Origin of the sequence: Rhodococcus sp. NPDC003318, assembly GCF_042879035.1 — a bacterium.
Taxonomy (GTDB): domain Bacteria; phylum Actinomycetota; class Actinomycetes; order Mycobacteriales; family Mycobacteriaceae; genus Rhodococcus_G.
Map to the genome: position 1 here is coordinate 59,924 of NZ_JBIAOU010000003.1, position 14,976 is coordinate 74,899.

At 69.0% G+C, this 14,976-nt stretch carries 17 protein-coding genes; 10 read left to right on the plus strand and 7 right to left on the minus strand.

What is annotated here, in order from left to right; genetic code table 11:
- Positions 1 to 24 precede the first annotated feature (24 nt).
- The 3 genes from ACFYVR_RS07665 (at position 25) to ACFYVR_RS07675 (ending at position 2,595) form a co-directional block, all read left to right on the plus strand.
- On the plus strand, positions 25 to 441 hold the full coding sequence (locus ACFYVR_RS07665) for a DUF3151 domain-containing protein (protein WP_387471336.1): 417 nt from the start codon (positions 25 to 27) through the stop codon (positions 439 to 441).
- 37 nt (positions 442 to 478) lie between these two features.
- Positions 479 to 1,573, plus strand: a complete 1,095-nt coding sequence (locus tag ACFYVR_RS07670; RefSeq protein WP_387472004.1) for an aromatic acid exporter family protein — start codon at positions 479 to 481, stop codon at positions 1,571 to 1,573.
- A 98-nt stretch (positions 1,574 to 1,671) separates the two neighbouring features.
- The gene (locus tag ACFYVR_RS07675) at positions 1,672 to 2,595 is read left to right on the plus strand and encodes a cation diffusion facilitator family transporter (RefSeq protein ID WP_387471338.1); all 924 of its coding nucleotides are present in this window, start codon (positions 1,672 to 1,674) and stop codon (positions 2,593 to 2,595) included.
- A 9-nt stretch (positions 2,596 to 2,604) separates the two neighbouring features.
- On the opposite strand, the gene ACFYVR_RS07680 is transcribed toward ACFYVR_RS07675, so the two are convergent.
- Positions 2,605 to 3,069, minus strand: a complete 465-nt coding sequence (locus ACFYVR_RS07680) for a pyridoxamine 5'-phosphate oxidase family protein (protein ID WP_387471340.1) — start codon at positions 3,067 to 3,069, stop codon at positions 2,605 to 2,607.
- 62 nt (positions 3,070 to 3,131) lie between these two features.
- On the opposite strand from ACFYVR_RS07680, the gene ACFYVR_RS07685 reads away from it, so the two are divergent.
- On the plus strand, positions 3,132 to 4,094 hold the full coding sequence (locus tag ACFYVR_RS07685; RefSeq protein ID WP_387471342.1) for a helix-turn-helix transcriptional regulator: 963 nt from the start codon (positions 3,132 to 3,134) through the stop codon (positions 4,092 to 4,094).
- 24 nt (positions 4,095 to 4,118) lie between these two features.
- On the opposite strand, the gene ACFYVR_RS07690 is transcribed toward ACFYVR_RS07685, so the two are convergent.
- On the minus strand, positions 4,119 to 4,769 hold the full coding sequence (locus ACFYVR_RS07690; protein ID WP_387471344.1) for a TetR/AcrR family transcriptional regulator: 651 nt from the start codon (positions 4,767 to 4,769) through the stop codon (positions 4,119 to 4,121).
- 150 nt (positions 4,770 to 4,919) lie between these two features.
- On the opposite strand from ACFYVR_RS07690, the gene ACFYVR_RS07695 reads away from it, so the two are divergent.
- Entirely contained in the window at positions 4,920 to 5,498 is a 579-nt protein-coding gene (locus ACFYVR_RS07695; RefSeq protein ID WP_387471346.1) for an NADPH-dependent FMN reductase, read from the plus strand.
- A gap of 22 nt (positions 5,499 to 5,520) precedes the next feature.
- Here the strand turns inward: ACFYVR_RS07695 and ACFYVR_RS07700 are convergent, their stop codons facing one another.
- Positions 5,521 to 6,483 carry a DUF389 domain-containing protein gene (locus tag ACFYVR_RS07700; protein WP_387471348.1) on the minus strand — a complete coding sequence of 321 codons (963 nt, stop codon included), beginning with the start codon at positions 6,481 to 6,483 and terminating at the stop codon, positions 5,521 to 5,523.
- Positions 6,484 to 6,565: 82 nt separating this feature from the next.
- Here ACFYVR_RS07700 and ACFYVR_RS07705 point away from each other — a divergent pair, with 82 nt between their 5' ends.
- Entirely contained in the window at positions 6,566 to 7,438 is an 873-nt protein-coding gene (locus ACFYVR_RS07705; protein WP_387471350.1) for an alpha/beta fold hydrolase, read from the plus strand.
- Positions 7,439 to 7,453: 15 nt separating this feature from the next.
- On the opposite strand, the gene ACFYVR_RS07710 is transcribed toward ACFYVR_RS07705, so the two are convergent.
- Together ACFYVR_RS07710 and ACFYVR_RS07715 are read right to left on the minus strand one after the other, a co-directional pair.
- Positions 7,454 to 8,227: a site-2 protease family protein gene (locus tag ACFYVR_RS07710; RefSeq protein ID WP_387471352.1), complete on the minus strand. Its 774-nt coding sequence runs from the start codon at positions 8,225 to 8,227 to the stop codon at positions 7,454 to 7,456.
- 44 nt (positions 8,228 to 8,271) lie between these two features.
- Positions 8,272 to 8,952, minus strand: coding sequence for a hypothetical protein (locus ACFYVR_RS07715; RefSeq protein WP_387472006.1), 681 nt, complete (start codon positions 8,950 to 8,952; stop codon positions 8,272 to 8,274).
- Positions 8,953 to 9,160: 208 nt separating this feature from the next.
- On the opposite strand from ACFYVR_RS07715, the gene ACFYVR_RS07720 reads away from it, so the two are divergent.
- From ACFYVR_RS07720 to ACFYVR_RS07730, 3 genes are all read left to right on the plus strand, one after another.
- Positions 9,161 to 9,667, plus strand: coding sequence for a hypothetical protein (locus ACFYVR_RS07720; RefSeq protein ID WP_387471354.1), 507 nt, complete (start codon positions 9,161 to 9,163; stop codon positions 9,665 to 9,667).
- 110 nt (positions 9,668 to 9,777) lie between these two features.
- Positions 9,778 to 10,080 (plus strand): hypothetical protein, encoded by a 303-nt coding sequence (locus tag ACFYVR_RS07725; RefSeq protein WP_387471356.1) that lies wholly within the window; start codon positions 9,778 to 9,780, stop codon positions 10,078 to 10,080.
- A gap of 147 nt (positions 10,081 to 10,227) precedes the next feature.
- Positions 10,228 to 11,517 carry an adenylosuccinate synthase gene (locus tag ACFYVR_RS07730; RefSeq protein WP_387471358.1) on the plus strand — a complete coding sequence of 430 codons (1,290 nt, stop codon included), beginning with the start codon at positions 10,228 to 10,230 and terminating at the stop codon, positions 11,515 to 11,517.
- A gap of 145 nt (positions 11,518 to 11,662) precedes the next feature.
- On the opposite strand, the gene ACFYVR_RS07735 is transcribed toward ACFYVR_RS07730, so the two are convergent.
- Positions 11,663 to 12,490, minus strand: coding sequence for an SDR family NAD(P)-dependent oxidoreductase (locus ACFYVR_RS07735; RefSeq protein WP_387471360.1), 828 nt, complete (start codon positions 12,488 to 12,490; stop codon positions 11,663 to 11,665).
- 393 nt (positions 12,491 to 12,883) lie between these two features.
- Entirely contained in the window at positions 12,884 to 13,120 is a 237-nt protein-coding gene (locus ACFYVR_RS07740; protein WP_387471362.1) for a hypothetical protein, read from the minus strand.
- A 212-nt stretch (positions 13,121 to 13,332) separates the two neighbouring features.
- Here ACFYVR_RS07740 and ACFYVR_RS07745 point away from each other — a divergent pair, with 212 nt between their 5' ends.
- On the plus strand, positions 13,333 to 14,970 hold the full coding sequence (locus ACFYVR_RS07745; protein ID WP_387471364.1) for a flavin-containing monooxygenase: 1,638 nt from the start codon (positions 13,333 to 13,335) through the stop codon (positions 14,968 to 14,970).
- Positions 14,971 to 14,976: the final 6 nt, after the last annotated feature.

Consider the following 14,976-nt stretch of genomic DNA (forward strand, 5'->3'; position numbering starts at 1 on the left):
GGTCGGGCAGCGCACAATGTCCCCATGACCTCTTTCGGCGATCTGCTCGGACCCCAGCCCACCCTGCTGCCCGGAGACGACGACGCGGAGTCCGAACTCCTGAACAAGGCCGACCCCAAGCAGGTCGCCGCCGACCATCCGACGGCGTCGATCGCGTGGGCCTACCTGGCCGAGGCGGCGCTCGCGGACGGCGAGACCATCACCGCGTACGCGTACGCCCGCACCGGCTACCACCGTGGACTCGACCAGCTGCGGCGCAACGGATGGAAGGGCTTCGGGCCGGTCCCGTACAGCCACGAGCCGAACCGCGGATTCCTGCGTTGCGTCGCCGCCCTGGCGCTCGCCGCCAAGACGATCGGGGAGTCGGACGAGCACGCCCGCTGCCTCGACCTGCTCGAGGACTGCGACCCGCGGGCAGCCGAAGCACTTGGCGTCGAGTAGTTTTCGTCCCTACACCGTCGATCGGGGACGCGCGCGCCTGCGTGCGTCCGCGGCGCGGGTACGCGTGTCGGCGTTCCCGGTGCTGCAGTGCGCGCTGGCGGCCGGTCTGGCCTGGTTCGTCGCCAACGACCTGTTCCACCATCACAATCCGTTCTTCGCCCCGATCGCCGCGGTGGTCTCGCTCGGTCTCTCGCTCGGCGCCCGGGTGCGGCGGTCGTTCGAACTGATCGTCGGTGTCACCGTCGGCATCGGCGTGGGGGACGCGATCATCTCGCTGATCGGCACCGGCGCGTGGCAGATCTTCCTGGTCGTCGTCCTGGCGATGGTGACGGCGATCTTCCTCGACGGCGGGCCGATCATCTCCATCCAGGCCGCCAATTCGGCGGTCCTGGTCGCCACGCTGATCCCGCCTCAGCAGGGCGGCGGCCTGGACCGGATGATCGACGCACTGATCGGTGGGCTCGTCGGCCTCGTCGTCGTGACCCTGGTCCCCGTGCACCCGGTGCTGCGGGCCCGCAAGAACGCGGCCGACATCCTGGGGACGGCGTCCGAGGTGCTGCAGCTCGTCGCGGACGGGTTGGTCGCGAACGATCCCAAACCGATCGAGAGTGCACTGAGGAAGGCGCGGGCGTCGCAGGCCGCGATCGACGGCTTGCGCTCGAGCCTGAGCGGCGGTCGCGAGATCAGCCGGCTGTCGCCGCTGTACTGGGGTTCGCGGCCCCGCTTCGACCGGCTGGCCGCCGCCGCCGACCCGATCGACAACGCGATGCGCAACATCCGTGTGCTCGCACGGCGGTCGCTGTCGCTGGTGCGTGACGACGAGATCCTCGACCCGAGACTCGTCGACGAGGTGGAGAAGCTCGCGCACGCCGTCGACGTGCTGCGTCGTGTGGTGCTCGCCGACCCCGGGCAGCAGCCCGACCGCGCGGAGGCGGCCCGGGTGCTGCGCTCGGTCGCGGCCGGCGCGAAGGCCGAACTGGTGCAGAATGCGGGCATCTCGGCAACCGTGGTCTTCGCGCAGATCCGGTCGCTGATCGTGGACCTGTTGCAGGTGGCGGGGCTGAACCGGATCTCCGCGATCGCGACCCTGCCGCCGACGGTGCCGAACCCCGGCTACCCGCCGGAGTTGTGAGGTTGCTCGACTGCCCGTGAGTTCCGAGCCCTTGCCGCCCCCGGTCGATATATGCGAATGTGTGCATAGGTTTGGGAGGCGGAGAAGGGACGGGAGAGATGGGCGTCGGGCACGGACACGGGCACGGCACCGACGGGCCGGGTGCGCCGGGCCCGTCCGTCGAGCGGATTCGCCGGATGGTCGCCGCCCTCGCGATCCTCGTCGGATTCCTCGTTCTCGAGGTCGCCGTCGGCCTGACCATCAACTCGTTGGCCCTGCTCGCGGACGCCGGTCACATGCTCACCGACGTCGTCGGGATGTCCATGGGCCTGGTCGCGCTCCTGTTGGCGCGACAGGGATCCAAGGCCGCCGCCCGCACATTCGGCTGGCACCGTGCCGAAGTGCTCACCGCGATGGCGAACGCGGTACTGCTGCTCGGCGTCGCCGTCTGGGTCCTGTACGAGGCGATCGGCCGGATCGGCGACGCCCCCGAGATCCCCGGTGTGCCGTTGATGCTCACCGCGGCCGCGGGCCTCGCCGCCAACGTCGTCGTCATGCTGATGCTCCGCGCCGACGCGAAGGACTCCCTCGCCGTCCGCGGTGCCTACCTCGAGGTCCTCGCCGACGCCGTCGGCAGCGTCGGTGTCCTGATCGCCGGGGCACTCGTGCTCGCCTTCGGCTGGACCTGGGCGGACATCGTCGTCGGTGTCCTGATCTCGCTGTGGGTGGTGCCGCGCGCGGTGACGCTCGCGGCGGCGTCGCTGCGGATCCTCACCCAGGCGTCGCCCGCCAGCGTCGACGTCGAGGCGGTCCGGGCCGACCTGCGGGCGCTGCCCGGTGTCGTCGGCGTGCACGACCTGCACGTGTGGACGCTGACCACCGGCATGGACGTCGCGACCGTGCACCTGACCACCGACGCCGACAGTCAGGTGGTGCTGCGGTCGGCGAAGGCGGTCCTCGACGCGCACGGTCTCGAACACGCAACCGTGCAGGTCGAGTCCGGCGCCGAGGGCAGTCACTGCGAGGAGAACCTCACCTGGTGACCGGCACGGTCACCGGCTGCGCCGGGTGACGCCGGTGCCGGGACGCCACAGATCGACGTGCAGCTGGTCCTCCGAGACGGTGGTGAGCACGACCTCCTCGACGCCGAGTTCGAAGATCTGCGCGTCGTCGCCCGGGTTCTCCGGATAGCTGTCGAGGATCTTCCGCTTCTCGTCTCCGGTCAGTTCGCGGGCGCGGCCCGAGATCTTGGCGTCGCCGCCCTCCATCGTGTGGTGTCCGGGGTTCGAGTGCAGGGAGTAGCGCGGATCGCGGTGCAGGTCGCGGACCTTGCGGGCGCCGGGCATCGAGCCGAGCACGAGGTGGCCGTCGAAGATCTCGACCTCGGTGCCGCTCACCCGGGGTGAGCCGTCGGCGCGCAGGGTGGCCAGGACGTGGTGCTTGTGTGCCGTCAGCCGGGCGGTGACGGAGTCGGCCAGAGTGGGTGCTTCCTCGGTGAACTGCTGCCAGATCGTCATGACCCCAGTGTGCGCCGGTATCCCTGACATCTCCTGTCAGGGATTTCTCGTAGACTCCGGGGGTGCGATCGAGTCGGCTGCTGGACCTGATGCTGCGCCTGCAGGACGGTCGCGGCCGCACCGCCGAGGTCCTGGCCACCCGGCTCGGGGTGTCGGTGCGCACCGTGTACCGCGACATCGCGGCACTGCAGGCCGCGGGGGTTCCGCTCTACACCGAGAGCGGGCCCGGCGGCGGCGTCCGGTTGCTCGACGGGTGGCAGTCCAGGCTCAGCGGCATGACCGAGATCGAGACGTCCGCCCTGATGCTGCTCGGCATCCCCGGGCTCGCCGACGACCTGGGCCTGGGGGAGGAGACCGCCGCGGCGGAGGCCAAGCTGCTCGGGGCCATGCCGCTGCCCCTGCGGCTGAGTGCCCAGGTGTGGCGCAGCCGGCTGCACGTGGACGCGCCGGGATGGTTCGACAATCCCACCCGCACTCCACATCTCGCCGCCCTCGCCCGCGCCGTGCTGGACGGCGACCGGCTGCGGATCGGCTACCGCAGGGCCGGCGGGCGGGTTACCAGGACCCTCGACCCGCTGGGCCTGGTCGCCAAGGCCGGCGTCTGGTACCTGGTCGCGGCGCACCGCGCTCGCGTGCTGTCGTACCGCGTGACGCGGATCGTGTCCGCCGAGAATCTCGGTGTGCCCGCCGAGCGGCCCGACGACTTCGACCTGGCGTCGTGGTGGGCCGAATCGACAGCGGCGTTCGACCGGTCGCTGCTGCGGTACCCGTGCCGGGTGCGGCTCTCGCCCGCCTCGTGGCGCGCGCTGCCCGCCGCGGTCGGGACCGAGGCTGCCCGGGTCGTCCCGGGCCCGCCGGACACCGAGGGCTGGGTCGAGGTGGACTTGACACTCGAAGCGGAAGGCGTTGCGGTGCACCAGCTCACCGCACTCGGCGGCGGGGTCGAGGTGCTCGCACCGCCGTCCCTGCGGGCCGCGCTGCGCGCGGTCGGGGAGGAGACGGCACGGCGCAATGCTGCCCGGTGACGGGCGTCGCGCGCGGTCGTCGAGTCAGTCTCGGGCGGCGTTGCCGTACAAGAAGGTTCGAACACCGTCGGCCACGATCTCGCGCAACTCGGCATCGTCGAGAGGTGTCGTCGCGACGTGGTCCCGCTCGGGCCCGATCAGTCGCAGGTAGTGCAGCGCCGCCCGTTCGGGATCGGCCGGTTGCAGCCGGCCCTCGGCCGCGAACGCAGTGAAGTGAACGGCCAGCGCGTGGCGGACCCGATCCGGGCCGGACTCGCGCCACGCTCGCAGTGCCGCCGGCGGGAAGTGGGCCGCTTCGGAGTTGATCTGTCGGACGATGGCGAAATGGTCCGCGAACTGCTCGTGCAGGGTGTTGGTGGCCAGATCGAATCCCAGTGCGGTGAGCGCTGATTCGAGGTCGGTGACGTGTTCGAGGTGTTGCCGCAGCACGGCGATCTGTGCCTCGGCGATCTCGGACGAACTCACCGTCATGGCCTCGGTGAACAGGGCCTCCTTGCCGCCGAAATGGTTGTAGAGAGTCCGCGTCGACGCGCCGGCCTCGGCGGCGATCACGTCGATGCTCGCCCGGGCGTAGCCGTCGCGTCCGAACACCGTGCGCGCCGCCTGCAGGATCGCGAGGCGCTTGGCGCTGGATCCGGCGCGCGGTGCGGACTTCGGCGGATTCGTGCTGGTCATGGTCGCCACCCTAGTTGAGTGCAACGACCGTTGCACAAAGTGCAACGTTCGTTGTAACTTGTGGTGCATGGCAGCGACAACCGCCCGTCACGTCGGCTCGTCCACGTAACCACGTAACCACGTCAACCACGATCACCAGGGAGAACCGTCATGACCAGCACCCGACTCCGCCTCGTCGTCATCACCGGCAGCACCCGTGACGGGCGTTTCGGCCCCACCGTCACTGCCTGGTTCACAGGCCTGGCGTCGTCCGCGATGGACGTCGACGTCGTCGACCTCGCCGATGTCGAACTCCCGGCGGCGCATCCCGCGTGGGGAGCCGAGAGGACACCCGCGCTCGCGGAACTGGGAGTCCGCCTCGACGCCGCCGACGCCTTCGTCATCGTCACGCCGGAGTACAACCACAGCTTTCCGGCCGTGCTGAAGAACGCCATCGACTTGTTCCGCGACGAATGGCGGGCCAAACCGGTCGGATTCGTCTCGTACGGCGGTCAGGGCGGCGGCTTGCGTGCCGTCGAGCAACTGCGACTCGTGTTCGCCGAGCTGCACTCCGTGAGCGTGCGGGACAGTGTGAGCTTCCACGGCGCCCACACCGTGTTCGACGGCGGCAGGCCCGTCGACTCCACGGTCAGCGACTCCGCCGCGGCGAACATGCTCGGTCAGCTCGAGTGGTGGGGAACGGCGCTCCGGTCGGCACGCGCGGAACGTCCGTACGCCGAGGCGGCCTGATCCGCCCACACGAGGGGCGGTCTCACAGCATCCGGCGACGGTTGTCGAGCATGCGTGCCCGACGCACCGACACCCGCGTCCACACCTTCTGCTGGATCGCCAGCGTAGCCCACCCGGCGAGCGCCATACCCGACAGGTTCAGCAGCAACTGCAGTGTGCTGCCCCAGATCTCGTGGCCGACCCCGAACGCGAGGGCGAGACCGACGTTGCCCGCGGCGGGCACTGTCGTCACCGAGATGAACACCCCCGACAACCCGCCGAGCTTGGCCGACGTCAGAGACAGCACCCCGGCGGCCGCGGCGATCACCGCGACGATGAAGGACCACTTGTCCGGCGAGTAGATGAACGCGGTGTCCGGGCGCGGGCCGGTCACGTCCTCGAGGGTCACCCACCCGAGGACACGGCCGGCCAGCGTCGCGATCGCAGTCGCCGCGATCGCGACGACGAACCCGACGACCAACGTGCGGATCGCGGTCGCCAGCAACACATACCGGCGCTTGACCGGTGCCACACCCAGGGCGGCGACGGCCCCGAACTCCGGTCCGAGCACCATCGCGCCGATCACCAGGATCTGCGAGTCGGTGACGATAGCGATCCCGGCGAGCAGCGTCGCCAACGTCATGAAGCTCAGATAGGTCCAGTTGAGCTCGACGTCCTCGTAGGACCGCTGCGCGACCTCCGCCCAGACGACGGCGTCGGCGCTGCTGCCGGGACTGCGCAGTTCCGCGTCGAGTCCGTCGCGGGAGAGCCACGCGTGTACGGGTTCGATCTCGATGCTGCCGTGGTGGTGCAGGCCGGCGGCGCGCAGTTGCTCGATCACGTCGTTGGCCACCTCGCGTGCCAGGTCGGCGTGCACGATGTCGCCGACCGGGCGCACCGCGGCCCCGCGCAGCACCGCGAGGCCGCTGACCCCGGGTTCCCCGTCGAGGATCCGTACGGTCTCGTCGGTCAGGTCGGTCGGCGACAGGATCCGCAGATGCAGCATGGGGTCAGTGTGCGCGGCGTTGGTGGCCGGAGCCACCAATGCCGCGCACAGGTGCCGGAGGTGCCTGAAGTAACTTCGGATCATGAGCATTGTCAACGAGTCGGCGCCGAAGTGGTTCCTCGACGCACTCGCCGCGCCCGTCGAGACGGGCCACGTCGACGTCGCCGGAGCCACCATCGCCTACCGCGCTTGGGGTGAGGAGAACACCCCGGGCATCGTGCTGGTGCACGGCGGCATGGCGCACTCGCGCTGGTGGGACCACGTCGCCCCGCAGCTCGCGGTGGGACGACGCGTGGTCGCGCTGGACCTGTCCGGTCACGGCGACAGCGGCCGCCGCGACGACTACACGCTCGAGACCTGGTCGGACGAGGTGCTCGCGGTTGCGGAAGCGGGCGGAATCGCCGGGCGGCCGACGCTCGTCGGACACAGTATGGGCGGCATCGTGTCGTACGTGGCGTCCACGCGGTTCGGCGATCGCCTCGACGGGGTCGTCATCCTCGACTCGCCGGTCCGGGACCTGACCCCGGAGGAGGTGGAGATGCGGGACCACCGGAGATCGTCGACGTCGCGGATCTATCCGACCATCGACGCCGCTGTGGCACGGTTCCGGCTGGTTCCGCCGCAGGACACCGCCGAACCGTACGTCTTCGACTACATCGCACGCGCTTCGTTGAAAGAGGTCGACGGCGGGTGGGGTTGGAAGTTCGACACCGAACGCATCGGCCGCAGCGGCCGTAGCGGTGTCGACGGGACGGCCGCCGGCTGCCGCATCGCGTACTTCCGCAGCGAGAACGGCATCATCACCGACGACCTCCTCGACCGCATGCGACCGATGTTCGGGCCGGACGCGCTCGTCGTGGAACTGCCCGCCGCCGGCCACCACCCGGTGTTCGATCAGCCACTGGCCGTCGTCACGGCTGTGCGCACGGTCCTCGCGACCTGGTCCGGACGGTAGGAGACGGTCGGACGGTCACTGCCAGAACCGCAACAGGTAGTTCCCGTACTGCGCCCACACGCCCGGCACCCCGGACAGTTCGAACAGGGCGTAGATCGCGTCGAAGAACACCCGGTTGACCGACGGCACGAACAGCAACCCGATCAGCAGCAGCATCCCCAGGGCCTTGAACTGGTCGAGGGAGTGCCGGGTCCGTGGCGACAGCGACGGCTCGAGCGCGGCGTAGCCGTCGAGACCCGGGATCGGGATCAGGTTCAGCACCGTCGCCATCACCTGCAGGAACGCGAGGAAGCTCAGGCCCCACCAGAACGCGGGGTGGGTGCCGGCGTCGCCGAAGAGCCGGATCGCCGCGAGCAGGCCCGCGGCGGCGAGCGCGTTGACGGCCGGTCCGGCCAGGGTGATCCGGCGCACCGCCCGCGGGGGCAGCAGATCGGTGCGCAGGTTCACCGCCCCGCCCGGCAGGCCGATGCCGCCGAGTGCGATGAACAGCACCGGCAGGCCGATCGACAGCACCGGGTGGCTGTACTTCAACGGATTCAGCGTCAGGTAGCCGCGGGCGGCGACCTCGTGGTCGCCGTACCGCCAGGCCGTGTACGCGTGCCCGAACTCGTGCAGGCACACCGTGACCACCCACCCCGCCACCACCAGCAGGAACACCCCGACACCGGCGGTCGTCGACCGCGGCGCCGCCTGCCAGGCGAGCGCCCCGCCGCCGACCGCGGCCGCCAGGACCGCGAAGAACACGGGGCTGGGCCGGACCGTGGCCCGCCGGGTCCGAGGGAACGTCATGAGACCAGTATCGGCGCCCGCGCGACCAGCGGCCCGCGTCGCGGTCAGCGGACGAGGAGCCACTCCCGGTCGTCGCGGTAGAAGCTGCACCGCTTGAGCGCCCGCGGCGTGGTGACCCCGTCCCGGGTGACCACGGCGCCCACCGCGCCGAGCTGGACGGCTCGTGCAGGCAGCCAGTGCCTGCGCAGCAGTCGAGTCGCGGCGCTGGCCCGGACTCCGGGCAACCCGACCGTCGGGGTCACCCGCAGGGCGTCGACCTCCCCCGAGAACACTCGCTCGGAGTCGGCGTACGCCTCCCCGACGAGCCGATTGCCGTCGGGGCCGGTGACCGTCGCCTCCCCGACCAGCGCGGTACCGGAATCGTCCCGGATCAGCGGCAGCGGCGTGGCGGTGCCCGCGACGGCCAGCCGGGCCGCCCGGTCACCGACCGGCAGTCGGTACAACCGTGTCGCCGGGCTGCGCTGCGCGGTCACGTACGCGACCTCGACGTGCAGCCGCTCGGACCGCATCAGCCGCGTCACCGTGGCCGCGAGTGCACCGTCGTCGCCGACGACGACCAGCCGCGGCGCGACGGCGCGCGCGGGATCGGGACCGCCCAGTTGCGGCAGCAGCGCGTCGAAGTCCGGTTTCGCCGGCACCGCCGGTGCGGGGGTGACGGGCAGCGAGCGCAGCGCGGCGGGGAGCGTCGGATCGCCACAGGCGAGTACGTGAATGGTCAAGATCAGCTCCGGGTCGGTGCGTGGTCGTCACCGTCGACGATACGAACACCCGCCTCGGGTGATCGGCACCGGTGCTCGAATCCGGGCAGCGGTGAAGCGCGTCCCGGCGGTGACCGAGTGTGTCCCGGCGATACCGAAATGCGACCGTGTTCGAGACCTCACGGTTCTATCCTGGTAGGTGCGGCCGACACCCACCCACGCATCGGAGTCAGGCATGCTGACCACCACGGACACCCGCACCCGACGTCCCTCCACCCGGGTCACCCGGTTCTGTAGATCCGGGCTCACCTCGGTGGTGACCGAACTCCGAAAAGAGGGCACCGCCGAGTCGTCGGCGGACCTGCGCGCCGCCCAGGATCTCCTCGAACTCGGCATCGGGCAGATGTCCACGCCGACCACGGCACTCGGCCATCCGTTCCAGGTGCACCCGGTGATCGGGACGTGGGTCGTCCACGCCGACGTCGAGCGTTCCGCGGCGGATCCGGAGGTCGTCCGGATCTCGGCGCAGCTGCCTGCGGACGCGCCGCACGAACCGGTCCGGGTGGTGTGGTTCAACATGCTGTCGCTGGTCGGCGGAACCGCAACGGTGCCGCCGCAGGTGGCGGAGGACGGGACGTACCACGTCGACGGCTCGGTCCGCTCCGGCGCGGGAGTGGTGGTCGCCGGGATCGTGCCCGAGGACAACGGCGGGCGTCCGGGATTCGCACTCGTCGCGGAGTGACCCCGCGGCCGGGTGTCCGGGGCCGGCGTTCCGGGTACCCGACGGGCATGCCGGGAACGGATCGAGACGAACAACCGAGAACGGATCGAGGGCAATCCGGGGTGAATGCGATGACAACCCTGAATGTCACGATGGTCAACACGACGAACGAGGAGTTGGTGCCCGACACCGAGCCCGGTGAGGAGGCCCCCGAGGGGCCACAGCGGATCGCTGCCCACGGCATCGGGCAGTTCCGGATGAGCCGGGGGGTCAGCTTCCTGCTCGGCGGCGACCCGGACCGTCCCATCTACCTCCAGTCGGACGGGGTGGTGTGGGCGCCACCGACGTGTGTGGTCCGGTCCGCCTCGGACGAGGAGGGCCTCGAAGTCCAGGTCAGTCCCGCGCCGTGGCTGCACGAGCACCACGCGGCGTGAGAGTGGGACGAGTCCGGCCGGGCCGGAGGGTGGTGTGCCCGCCTCGACCTCGAGTGCACTGGGCTAAACTGTCGTCCCGGCCACTGCCTGTGGGCGGCTGGCCTCTGCGCTGAGATGCGCAGAAGTCTGTCGACTCTAGGAGACGTCATGCCGGCAATCGTCCTCATCGGAGCCCAGTGGGGCGACGAGGGTAAGGGCAAAGCTACCGATCTACTGGGCGGCCGCCTGCAGTGGGTGGTGCGGTACCAGGGTGGCAACAACGCCGGGCACACCGTCGTCCTGCCGAACGGCGACAAGTTCGCGCTGCACCTGATCCCGTCCGGCATCCTGACCCCGGGCGTGAAGAACGTGATCGGCAACGGTGTCGTGGTGGACCCGGGTGTGCTGCTCGAGGAACTCGCCGGCCTCGACGAGCGCGGGGTCGACACGTCGAACCTGCTGCTCTCGGCCGACGCGCACCTGATCATGCCGTACCACGTGGCCATCGACAAGGTCACCGAACGCTTCCTCGGGGCCAAGAAGATCGGCACCACCGGACGCGGCATCGGCCCCTGCTACCAGGACAAGATCGCCCGTGTCGGCGTTCGCGCGGCGGACGTTCTCGACGAGAAGATCCTCACCCAGAAGGTCGAGGCGGCTCTGGAATTCAAGAACCAGGTGCTGGCCAAGATCTACAACCGCAAGGCCCTCGACCCGCAGCAGGTCGTCGACGAGGTGCTCGAGCAGGCGGAGGGCTTCAAGCACCGCATCACCGACACCCGGCTCGAGCTCAACCGTGCGCTCGAGCGCGGTGAGACCGTGCTCCTCGAGGGGTCGCAGGGCACCCTGCTCGACGTCGATCACGGCACCTACCCGTACGTGACGTCGTCGAACCCCACCTCTGGCGGTGCGGCCGTCGGCTCCGGCATCGGGCCCACCCGGATCACCACGGTGCTCGGGATCCTCAAGGCGTACACCACCCGCGTCGGCTCAGGTCCGTTCCCGACCGAGCTGTTCGACAACCACGGCGCATACCTCGCCAAGCAGGGTGGTGAGGTCGGTGTCACCACCGGCCGTGCCCGCCGCACCGGCTGGTTCGACGCCGTCATCGCCCGCTACGCGACCCGCGTCAATGGCATCACGGACTACTTCCTCACCAAGCTCGACGTGCTCTCCAGCCTGGAGACGGTGCCGATCTGCGTCGCCTACGAGGTCGACGGTGTGCGCTACGACGAGATGCCGATGACGCAGACCGACATCCACCACGCGAAGCCGATCTACGAGGAGATGCCCGGTTGGTGGGAGGACATCTCGCACTGCCGCACCTTCGAGGAGCTTCCGGTCAACGCGCAGAACTACGTGCTGCGGCTCGAGGAGCTGTCCGGCGCGTACATCTCCTGCATCGGGGTCGGCCCCGGACGCGACGAGACGATCGTCCGGCGCGACGTCCTGGCCTGAGGTTCCGGCACCACCGAAGACCCGCCCAGTCGAATGGCACATGCGTTCCACGCGTGTGCCATTCGACGTTCGAGCGGTCCACGAGGCGTCCGAACGGTCCGGACGCGGCTGCGGCCCCGACCGGCAGGCCTTCATCGAGTGGGCATCAATCCCGATCAGCCCGCGAGGGTGGCTGCCAGGGCTGGTGCGCCACCTCGTGGAGCAAACGATCCACCTTGGGGCGAATCCGCCCGAGCGGGTCAGCAGCGGGCACCGCGTACAGGTAGCCGGCCTCGACAGCAGCGAGAGCGGTTTCGGCTGCCTCACCGGGATCGATCGCGGTTTGGCGTGGGATCGGTGCTCCTCCCTGCGACGGCACCCTGCCACCATCAGCGGGGTCCACTCCGAGCCCAGCGCTCATGGGGGTGCGGACGATCCCCGGGCACAGGACGGTGGCTCCGACGGCCGACGTTGCGGCGTTCAGTTCCGCGCTCAACGTCTCGGTCAGCGCGACGACCGCGTGCTTGGTGACGACATAGTCCGCGATGCCGGGGATGATCGACAGGCCGGACATCGAGGCGGTGTTCAGCACGTGCCCGGAGTTCTTCTCGGCGAGATGGGGCACGAATGCGCGGATACCGTTGATCACGCTCCACAGGTTCAGTGACAGGAGGCGCTGCCAGGATTCCGGGCTGATCTCCCACGATGGACAGTGGCTGTTGGCCGCCCCGACGTTGTTGCAGACGACGTCGAAAGTGCCGAAGTGCTCGAGAGTGGTACCGGCGAGCTTTTCGACCGATTCGGAACTCGTGACATCGGTCGGCACTGTGACGACCTCGGTGCCTAGGTCGGTCAATTCGTCACGCGTGGCCCGTAGGGCGTTCTCGTCGATGTCCGCGATCGCGAGGTTGAGTCCGCGCACCGCGAAGGCGTGGGCGAGCGCCTTGCCGATCCCGCTGCCTGCAGCAGTCACAACTGCCACCTGGCCGGGCACGAGTCGAGTCATTGCACACCTCGGGCGCCGGCACCCACCCGGTTTCGAACAGTCACGTGATGTCGATCCTTCCTTCCAGATCCAACGATGATCCACCCCCTCGTCGTGGCGGAACTGCCGCCGTCGAGCACGGCCTCTGATCAGAACAAGGGTCGACCGGAGATGCTTAGCGGCCGTAAGAGAAAGGTGGAGAAGAGTTTTCGCAATAGTTGTGCAGTACCGCTTAATTGTCAAGGGTCGTGATACCGACCGGCCGATCCGGAATAGAGTCCACCGGTGGGCGCACCGAACTCCGGTCGAACGCGGCCGGGCGTCGTGGTTGCTCAGTCGCCCGACCACCCCACATTTCCTGCTGCGGTTGATGTTCGACGCCACAGCCGGCGCCGTGATCGCTCACGGATTCGACCCCGCCCGGGATGGCGTTGCCACGATCGCAGTCGAGTGGACGACGCGATCGACGATCATCGTTTTCGACAGAGTGGAGTAATCCCGGGCGGGTTGGTTGACCGTCGCGACGACAGCTTGCAGGATGATGCCGAGCATCGTGACGGCTGGTCTGGAAGCTCCTGACGGCGACGTCGGCGCATGCGACGGATGTCGAGTCCGCGCGGGCGGCTTCACGTCGATCATGCGCTCGTGGCGGGGGTTGGCCGGGTCGTGCTCGCCACCGATCGCCCTTCTCGGGGCTCGGGTCATATTTCATCAGTGCAGCTCAGAGTGAAGGGTCCTTTCATTGACCTAGTTCGCTGGTCACTGTCCTGGTCTTGTTATTTTTCATCACACATGCTTATCTATCTTGAGGGAGGCTGGCAGATCAGTCGTGACTATCTGGGAGTGTGTCAATGGCAGGGCAGTCCAACAACGACGTTGACGTCGACGTGCTGGTGATCGGTGCCGGAGTGGTCGGCATCTACGCGCTCTATCGGGCGCTCGACGCCGGGTTCTCGGTCCAGACGTTGGAGGCCGGCGACGGGGTCGGTGGCGTCTGGTACTGGAACCGCTACCCCTCCGCGCGGTTCGACTCCGAGAGCTACACCTACGGCTACATCTTCTCCAAGGAACTCTTCGAAGAGTGGCGGTGGAAGGAGGAGTTCGCGACGCAGCCGGAGATCGAGAGCTACCTCAACTTCGTCGTCGACCGGTTCGATCTCCGGAAGCACATCCGCACCGGGGAGAAGGTCGTCTCCGCGGTGTACGACGAGACCGACAACGTGTGGGTCGTGACGACCGCGAAGGGCAGTGTCGTCCGGGCGCGTTGGGTGATCTCCGCGACGGGTGGACTCTCTGTGCCGCACTACCCGGAGATCGACGGTCTCGACGTGTTCGGTGGGCAGGCGTACCACACCGGCGCGTGGCCGCACACTCCCGTGGAGTTCGCGGGCAAGCGCGTCGCGATCATCGGGAACGGGCCCAGCGGCGCCCAACTCCTCCCCGCCATCGTGGACACGGTCGCGGCCGTCGACCTGTACCAACGCACGCCGACCTGGACGACTCCGCTGAACAACGCCCCGATCACGGACGAGCGCCAGAAGTGGCTCTGCGACAACTTCGAGGACGTCGCCCACACCCTGAGCACCGCGCCGTCGGGCTTCCTCCACCAGCCCTCCGGAAAGTTCTCGACGGACCACACGCCGGAGGAGCGCCAGGCGTTCTACGAGAAGATGTGGAACAGCCCCGGCTTCGGCAAGCTCACGTCGAACTACTACGACATGACGACGAACCGCGAGGTCAACCTCGAGTTCTGTGAGTTCCTCGCCGGCAAGATCCGCTCGATCGTCAAGGATCCGGTGACGGCGGAGCGGCTCATCCCGAAGGATCACCTCTTCGGCGCGAAGCGGCCTCCGTTCGTGACGAACTACTTCGAGTCGTTCAACAAGCCGAACGCGTCGCTGATCGCCCTGCGGGAAACCCCGATCGTGCGCGTCGACGAGACCGGCATCGAGACGACCGAAGGCCACAGGGACTACGACATCATCGTCTACGCAACCGGTTTCGACTTCGGCACCGGTGCCCTGACGCGAATGGGGGTGCAGGGACGGGAGGGCCTCGACCTCGGTGTCGACTGGACCGACGGGCCCTCCGACTTCGGCGGTTTCAGCGCGCACCTGCTGCCGAACTTCCTGTTCCCGGGTGGTCCGCACGGTGCCGGCGGAGGCAACTACCCGCGGTACTCGCAGGACCAGGTCGACTGGATCATGGACACGCTGATCTACGCGCGCGACCACGGCTACGACGTCTTCGAGCCGACCGAGGCGCAGCAGGACGCGTGGATGACGATGATCGAGACGCTTGCGCCCCAGTCGATGTACTCCGCGGAGCACAGTCACTACTTCGGCGCGAACGTCGAGGGGAAGGTGCGCAAGTTCCTGCTCAACCCCGGTGGACGTGGGAAGCTCCACGAGATGCTCGCCGAGGTGTCGTCGACCGAGAACTACGGCGGCGCGTTCTCGTCCTCGCGTGAGCGCGTCACCGTCCGATAGCCGGCG

Excerpts from the sequence above, each read along its gene's own strand:
- ACFYVR_RS07690 (WP_387471344.1), bottom strand. The coding sequence starts at position 4,769 with ATGACCAGCACGAATCCGCCGAAGTCCGCACCGCGCGCCGGATCCAGC.
- ACFYVR_RS07745 (WP_387471364.1), top strand. The coding sequence starts at position 13,333 with ATGGCAGGGCAGTCCAACAACGACGTTGACGTCGACGTGCTGGTGATC.
- ACFYVR_RS07680 (WP_387471340.1), bottom strand. The coding sequence starts at position 3,069 with ATGACGATCTGGCAGCAGTTCACCGAGGAAGCACCCACTCTGGCCGAC.
- ACFYVR_RS07720 (WP_387471354.1), top strand. The coding sequence starts at position 9,161 with ATGCTGACCACCACGGACACCCGCACCCGACGTCCCTCCACCCGGGTC.
- ACFYVR_RS07695 (WP_387471346.1), top strand. The coding sequence starts at position 4,920 with ATGACCAGCACCCGACTCCGCCTCGTCGTCATCACCGGCAGCACCCGT.
- ACFYVR_RS07725 (WP_387471356.1), top strand. The coding sequence starts at position 9,778 with ATGACAACCCTGAATGTCACGATGGTCAACACGACGAACGAGGAGTTG.
- ACFYVR_RS07710 (WP_387471352.1), bottom strand. The coding sequence starts at position 8,227 with ATGACGTTCCCTCGGACCCGGCGGGCCACGGTCCGGCCCAGCCCCGTG.
- ACFYVR_RS07700 (WP_387471348.1), bottom strand. The coding sequence starts at position 6,483 with ATGCTGCATCTGCGGATCCTGTCGCCGACCGACCTGACCGACGAGACC.
- ACFYVR_RS07665 (WP_387471336.1), top strand. The coding sequence starts at position 25 with ATGACCTCTTTCGGCGATCTGCTCGGACCCCAGCCCACCCTGCTGCCC.
- ACFYVR_RS07730 (WP_387471358.1), top strand. The coding sequence starts at position 10,228 with ATGCCGGCAATCGTCCTCATCGGAGCCCAGTGGGGCGACGAGGGTAAG.
- ACFYVR_RS07705 (WP_387471350.1), top strand. The coding sequence starts at position 6,566 with ATGAGCATTGTCAACGAGTCGGCGCCGAAGTGGTTCCTCGACGCACTC.
- ACFYVR_RS07675 (WP_387471338.1), top strand. The coding sequence starts at position 1,672 with ATGGGCGTCGGGCACGGACACGGGCACGGCACCGACGGGCCGGGTGCG.
- ACFYVR_RS07740 (WP_387471362.1), bottom strand. The coding sequence starts at position 13,120 with ATGATCGACGTGAAGCCGCCCGCGCGGACTCGACATCCGTCGCATGCG.